This window comes from Noviherbaspirillum sp., assembly GCF_035654295.1.
In the GTDB taxonomy this organism is placed as follows: Bacteria; Pseudomonadota; Gammaproteobacteria; order Burkholderiales; family Burkholderiaceae_D; genus Noviherbaspirillum.
In genome coordinates, this window is record NZ_DASRXF010000069.1 from 1 (window position 1) to 5,536 (window position 5,536).

A 5,536-nucleotide genomic window follows, 5' to 3' on the forward strand; every position below is an offset into this window, starting at 1 on the left:
ATGACAAATTCCAGTCGGGACGACATACGGGAAGACTCCTTCCAAGGCATCGCGCGCTCCAGATTGTTGCAACGCGATGATCATAAAAGGTGTTACCCATGTCTCCCGACAGGTGTTACCTATGTCCCCCGGCTATACACGAAGCGAAACCCACCATGTGCCTCATTCCCTCTCCCCAAACCTCCCCGCCCCTCGATCCATCCGTCCACCCCAATCCGCCGGCAAAAGCCCCTGCTTCACATACCGGTGGAACGACGAATACTCCCAATCCCCCGCCGCCGCGACAAGTCCGTGCTTGACCGGGTTGAAGTGGATATAGTCCACGTGCCGTTCGTAATCTCCCTCGTCCCGTATCGTATGTTCCCAGTATCTCCGCTGCCAGATGCCGCGCTCGGCCTTGCCTGAGCGGCTCGGTGTGATGACTTCGTCTGCCGGAAGGTGGCGGGAGAAGTGTCCCTTGATCAAGCGCCAGCGCGTGCTGTAGTCGGTGTCTTCGCCGGGCAGTGTCCAGACGGTATGCAGGTGTTCCGGCAGCACGACGATGGCGTCGATGTTGAAGGGGTGGCGGGCGTGGGTGTAGCGGAATGCGGCGCGGAGGAGGGGGATGTGGGCGGTGAGGAGGGGGCTGGAGCGGTCGGCGAGGGTGACGGTGAAGAAGTAGGTGGCGCCGGGGAGGAAATTGCGGCGGTAGGTGGACATGGGGCTTTTCTTTGTGTGCTGCGGTGGGTTTCGCTGCTCTCTACCCACCCTACGGTTCTTTATAGAGGAGGGTAGGGTGGGTAGAGCGTAGCGAAACCCACCGCGCCTCTGAACCGGCGGACCTACTCCCGCACGCCCTTCCTGCAATGCGGGCACGATTCACCCGGGATGTAATACGGCGACAACTGCTCCCGCGGCGTCACCACCGCCCGGCATGCGAAGCATTGCTTCATTTCCGTCGCTTCCAGCTTCGGGTTGAGCGCCGTCCGGTAATCGAACACGAAGCAATCACCGGTGTAGTGCTCGCCGCCCACTTCCTCGAAATATTTCAGGATGCCGCCTTCGAGCTGGTACACGCTGTCGTAGCCGACGTTCTGCATGTGGATCGCGGCTTTTTCGCAGCGGATGCCGCCGGTGCAGAAGGTGACGACGGTCTTGCCGGTGAGTTCGTCCTTGTGCTTTTCCACCACTTCCGGAAATTCGCTGAATTTTTCGATGCGGTAGTCGATGGTGTTGCTGAAGGTGCCGACGTCGACTTCGAAGGCGTTGCGGGTGTCCATCATCACGACCGGCTTGCCGCTGTCGTCGTGCCCCTGGTCGAGCCAGCGCTTGAGCGTCTTGGCGTCGACGGCGGGTGCGCGGCCTTCTTCCGGCTTGATCAGCGGATTCTTCATCGTGATGATCTCGCGCTTGAGCTTGACCAGCATCTTGGTGAAGGGCTGGCGGTCGGAATAGCTTTCCTTGACTTCGATGTCCGCGAAGCGCGCATCGCTGCGCAGCCAGGCGAGGAAGCGGTCGATGGAGCCGCGCAGGCCGGCGAGGAAGAGGTTGATGCCTTCCGGGCTGAGCAGGATGGTGCCTTTCAGGCCGAGTTCTTCGCACAGCGCCCGGAATTCGGGACGCTTTTCAACGGTGTCGTCGAAGCTGATGAATTTGTAGGCGGCGATGTTGACGTAGGTGGTGCTGGATTGCATGGAAACTTTAGCTAAGTCTTTGATTTGCCGTCATTATATACGCGATCGTGTCGGACGGAATCGGACATCGCAACAGCCTGCGCAGCTTTCCAATGGGAAGGGCTCCGCCGCTGTAAAATAGCGCGATGACCGCGCCGCAATTCATCCATCTCCGCCTCCATTCCGAATACTCCATCGTCGACGGCCTCGTGCGCATCGACGACGCCGTCAAGGCTGCCGCCAAGGATGGCCAGGCCGCGATGGCGATCACCGACCTTGCCAACCTGTTCGGCATGGTCAAGTTTTACAAGGCCGCGCGCGGCAAGGGCGTCAAGCCCATCGCCGGCTGCGACGTCTGGATCACCAACGATGACGACCGCGACAAGCCGTCGCGCCTGTTGTTGTACTGCAAGAGCCGCAAGGGTTACCTGCAGCTGTGCGAGCTGTTGACCAAGGCCTGGTTGACAAACGTGCACCGCGGGCGGGCGGAAATCCGTCCCGAGTGGCTGGAGAATGGCGCCGCGAGTGAACTGATCGCCTTGTCCGGCGCGCATTCGGGCGACATCGGCATGGCCATCGACAACGGCAATCCCGCGCTTGCGCAAAAGTGCGCCGAGCGCTGGATGTCGATCTTCCCGAATCATTTCTACATCGAGGTGCAGCGCTACGGGCAGCCCAACATGGACAACCATGTCCGCCAGGCAGTCGCGCTGGCGGTGAAGCTGAAGCTGCCGGTGGTGGCGACGCACCCGATCCAGTTCCTGACGCGCGAGGAATTCATCGCGCACGAGGCGCGCACCTGTATCGCGGAAGGCGAGATCCTCGCCAATCCGCGCCGCGTGAAGCGCTTCAACGAGAGTCAGTGTTTCCGCACGCAGGCGGAGATGGCCGAGGCCTTCGCCGACATGCCGGCGGCGCTGCAGAACTCGGTGGAGATCGCCAAGCGCTGCAATCTGCAGCTCGAACTCGGAAAGCCGAAGCTGCCGCTCTTCCCGACGCCGGACGGCATGTCGCTCGACGACTTCCTCGTGCACCAGGCCAAGGCCGGCCTGGAGGAGCGCCTGGTGCAGCTCTTTGCCGATCCGGAAAAGCGCGAGAAGAACCGTCCGCGCTATGAAGAACGCCTCAAGTTCGAGACCGACACCATCATCAAGATGGGCTTCCCCGGCTACTTCCTGATCGTGGCGGACTTCATCCAGTGGGGCAAGAACAACGGCGTGCCGGTCGGCCCGGGCCGCGGCTCGGGCGCGGGCTCGCTGGTGGCCTACGCGCTCAAGATCACCGACCTCGATCCGCTGGAATACAACCTGCTGTTCGAGCGCTTCCTGAATCCGGAGCGCGTGTCGATGCCTGACTTCGATATCGACTTCTGCCAGGAAAACCGCGACCGCGTGATCCAGTACGTGAAGGACCGCTACGGCCGCGACGCGGTGTCGCAGATCGCCACCTTCGGCACGATGGCAGCGAAGGGCGCGGTGCGCGACGTCGGCCGCGTGCTCGACATGAGCTACACCTTCTGCGACGGCATTTCCAAGCTGATCCCGTTCAAGCCGGGCAAGCAGGTATCGATTGCCGAGGCGATCGAGGAAGAGCCGCTGCTCAAGGAAAGACTGGAGAACGAGGAAGAGGTCAAGCAGCTGCTCGACCTCGCGCAGCAGGTCGAAGGCATCACGCGCAGCATCGGCATGCACGCCGGCGGCGTGCTGATCGCACCGGGCAAGCTGACCGACTTCTGCCCGCTGTACACGCAGGGCGGCGATGCGGGCGTGGTGTCGCAGTACGACAAGGATGACGTGGAAGCGGTCGGCCTGGTGAAGTTCGACTTCCTTGGCCTGACCACGCTGACCATCCTCGACCGGGCGGTGAACTACATCAAGATGCTCGACCCGGCGATGAAGGACTTCGACCTCGCCAAGCTGCCGCTCAACGACAGGCCGTCCTACGAACTGCTGACCAAGGCCAGGACGGTCGCGGTGTTCCAGCTGGAAAGCCGCGGCATGCAGGGCATGCTCAAGGATGCGCGTCCGGACCGCTTCGAGGACATCATCGCGCTGGTGGCACTCTACCGTCCCGGCCCGATGGACCTGATCCCGGATTTCTGCAAACGCAAGCACGGCGAGAAATTCGAATACCCCGACCCGCGTACCGAGGGCATCCTGGCCGAGACCTACGGCATCATGGTGTACCAGGAGCAGGTGATGCAGATGGCGCAGGTGATCGGCGGCTACTCGCTCGGCGGCGCGGACTTGCTGCGCCGCGCAATGGGCAAGAAGAAGCCGGAAGAGATGGCGCAGCACCGCCTGCTGTTCCGCGAGGGTGCGGCCAAGAACGGCTTGTCCGAGGAAAAGGCTGACGAGATCTTCGACTTGATGGAGAAGTTCGCGGGCTACGGCTTCAACAAGTCGCACGCCGCCGCCTATGCGCTGCTGTCCTACCACACCGCTTACCTGAAGGCCCACCATCCCGCCGCGTTCATGGCAGCCAACATGTCGCTGGCCATGGACGACACGGACAAGATCAAGATCCTGGTCGAAGACGCGATCGACGTCTGCAAGCTGCAGATGCTGCCGCCGGACATCAACAAGTCGGATTACCGTTTCATTCCGGTGGGCGAGGCGGGCAAGAAGGCGATGCAGATCCGCTACGGCCTGGGCGCCGTGAAAGGCTCCGGCCAGAATGCGATTGAGGCCATCATCGCCGCGCGCCAATCGGGCGGGCCGTTCAAGGACCTGTTCGACTTCGTCAAGCGCGTGGACAAGAAGCAGATCAATCGCCGCACCATTGAAGCGCTGATCCGTGCCGGTGCGATGGACTGCTTCGGCGTCGATCGCGGCATCATGTTTGCCTCGGTCAACTTTGCGATGGAGTGCGCCGAGCAGGCACATGCGTCCGCCAACCAGGTGAGCTTGTTCGGCGGTGACGACAGTGACCTTGAGACGCCACCGGATTACGTGAAGGTCCCGCCGTGGAGCGAGCGGCAGCGGCTGTCGGAAGAGAAGCTGGCTTTGGGCTTCTATCTCTCCGGGCATCTGTTCAACGCCTATGAGAGCGAGGTGCGCAAGTTCATCAAGACCAAGCTGCTCAACCTCGAACCGGCGCGCGACCCGCGCCTGCTCGCCGGGATCATCAGTGCCGTGCGCACCCAGATGACCCAGCGCGGCAAGATCGTGATCGTCACGCTTGATGACGGAACGGCGACGGTCGACGTGACCGTGTACACCGAGCTGTACGAGCCGAACAAGCACCTGTTCAAGGAAGACGAGTTTCTCGCGGTGCAGGGCAAGGTATCGGAGGACCGGTTCAACGGCGGCTTGCGCGTGTCGGCGGAGAAGGTCATGGACATTGCGATGGCACGCGTGAACTTCGGACGGCAGTTCTCGTTCTCGCTCAACACGCGGATCGATGCCGCGCAGATCAAGGCCATCCTGGCACAGTACCGCTCCGAGAACGGCCTGCCGCTGATGATGCGTTACATGCAGGACGGCGTCGGCAGTTGTGAGATCCGCCTGGCCGACGATTGGCGCGTGGCGCCGGCCGACGGGTTGAAGCAGTCGCTGTTCGAGAAGCTTGGCGTGCGGGGCGCGACGGTCGAGTATTGAGCGTAGCGGCCGCGAATGGCAATGGACGGTAGATAAAGCGAAGCGAAACCTGCCGATTGGCACCGTCCCCCGCAAGCTCAAGAACTGCAGGCCAGCATCTCCGCGCAGCGCGCATCCGCGCCCGTATTGGGGACGGCGACCACCCGGTTCCGCCCTTCGGACTTCGCCTGGTAAAGCAGGGCATCAGCCCGGTTGACAGCGTTGCCATACGGTTCGTTATTGCACAGCTCGACCAAACCGCACGACACGGTGAAACTGAAAACATGCTCGTTGTGTACGCAGGAG

Annotated in this window: 3 protein-coding genes and 1 pseudogene; 1 reads left to right on the forward strand and 3 read right to left on the reverse strand. The window is 62.1% G+C overall.

All coding sequences use genetic code 11. The features are described from left to right. Nucleotides 1–162: 162 nt before the first annotated feature. Nucleotides 163–699: an REP-associated tyrosine transposase gene (locus VFF99_RS07830; protein ID WP_325016616.1), complete on the reverse strand. Its 537-nt coding sequence runs from the start codon at nt 697–699 to the stop codon at nt 163–165. A 122-nt stretch (nt 700–821) separates the two neighbouring features. Then, nucleotides 822–1,673 carry a sulfurtransferase gene (locus VFF99_RS07835; RefSeq protein WP_325016618.1) on the reverse strand — a complete coding sequence of 284 codons (852 nt, stop codon included), beginning with the start codon at nt 1,671–1,673 and terminating at the stop codon, nt 822–824. Nucleotides 1,674–1,798: 125 nt separating this feature from the next. Between VFF99_RS07835 and dnaE the strand changes: the two genes are divergently transcribed. Then, on the forward strand, nt 1,799–5,251 hold the full coding sequence (gene dnaE, locus VFF99_RS07840) for a DNA polymerase III subunit alpha (RefSeq protein ID WP_325016620.1): 3,453 nt from the start codon (nt 1,799–1,801) through the stop codon (nt 5,249–5,251). Between the two features lie 77 nt (nt 5,252–5,328). On the opposite strand, the pseudogene VFF99_RS07845 reads toward dnaE, so the two are convergent. Then, nucleotides 5,329–5,536: pseudogene (locus VFF99_RS07845) on the reverse strand (hypothetical protein); the annotation flags it as partial.

What these genes read in the sequence shown, in the direction of transcription:
- dnaE (WP_325016620.1), top strand. Translation starts at nt 1,799, where the DNA reads ATGACCGCGCCGCAATTCATCCATCTCCGCCTCCATTCCGAATACTCC.
- VFF99_RS07835 (WP_325016618.1), bottom strand. Translation starts at nt 1,673, where the DNA reads ATGCAATCCAGCACCACCTACGTCAACATCGCCGCCTACAAATTCATC.
- VFF99_RS07830 (WP_325016616.1), bottom strand. Translation starts at nt 699, where the DNA reads ATGTCCACCTACCGCCGCAATTTCCTCCCCGGCGCCACCTACTTCTTC.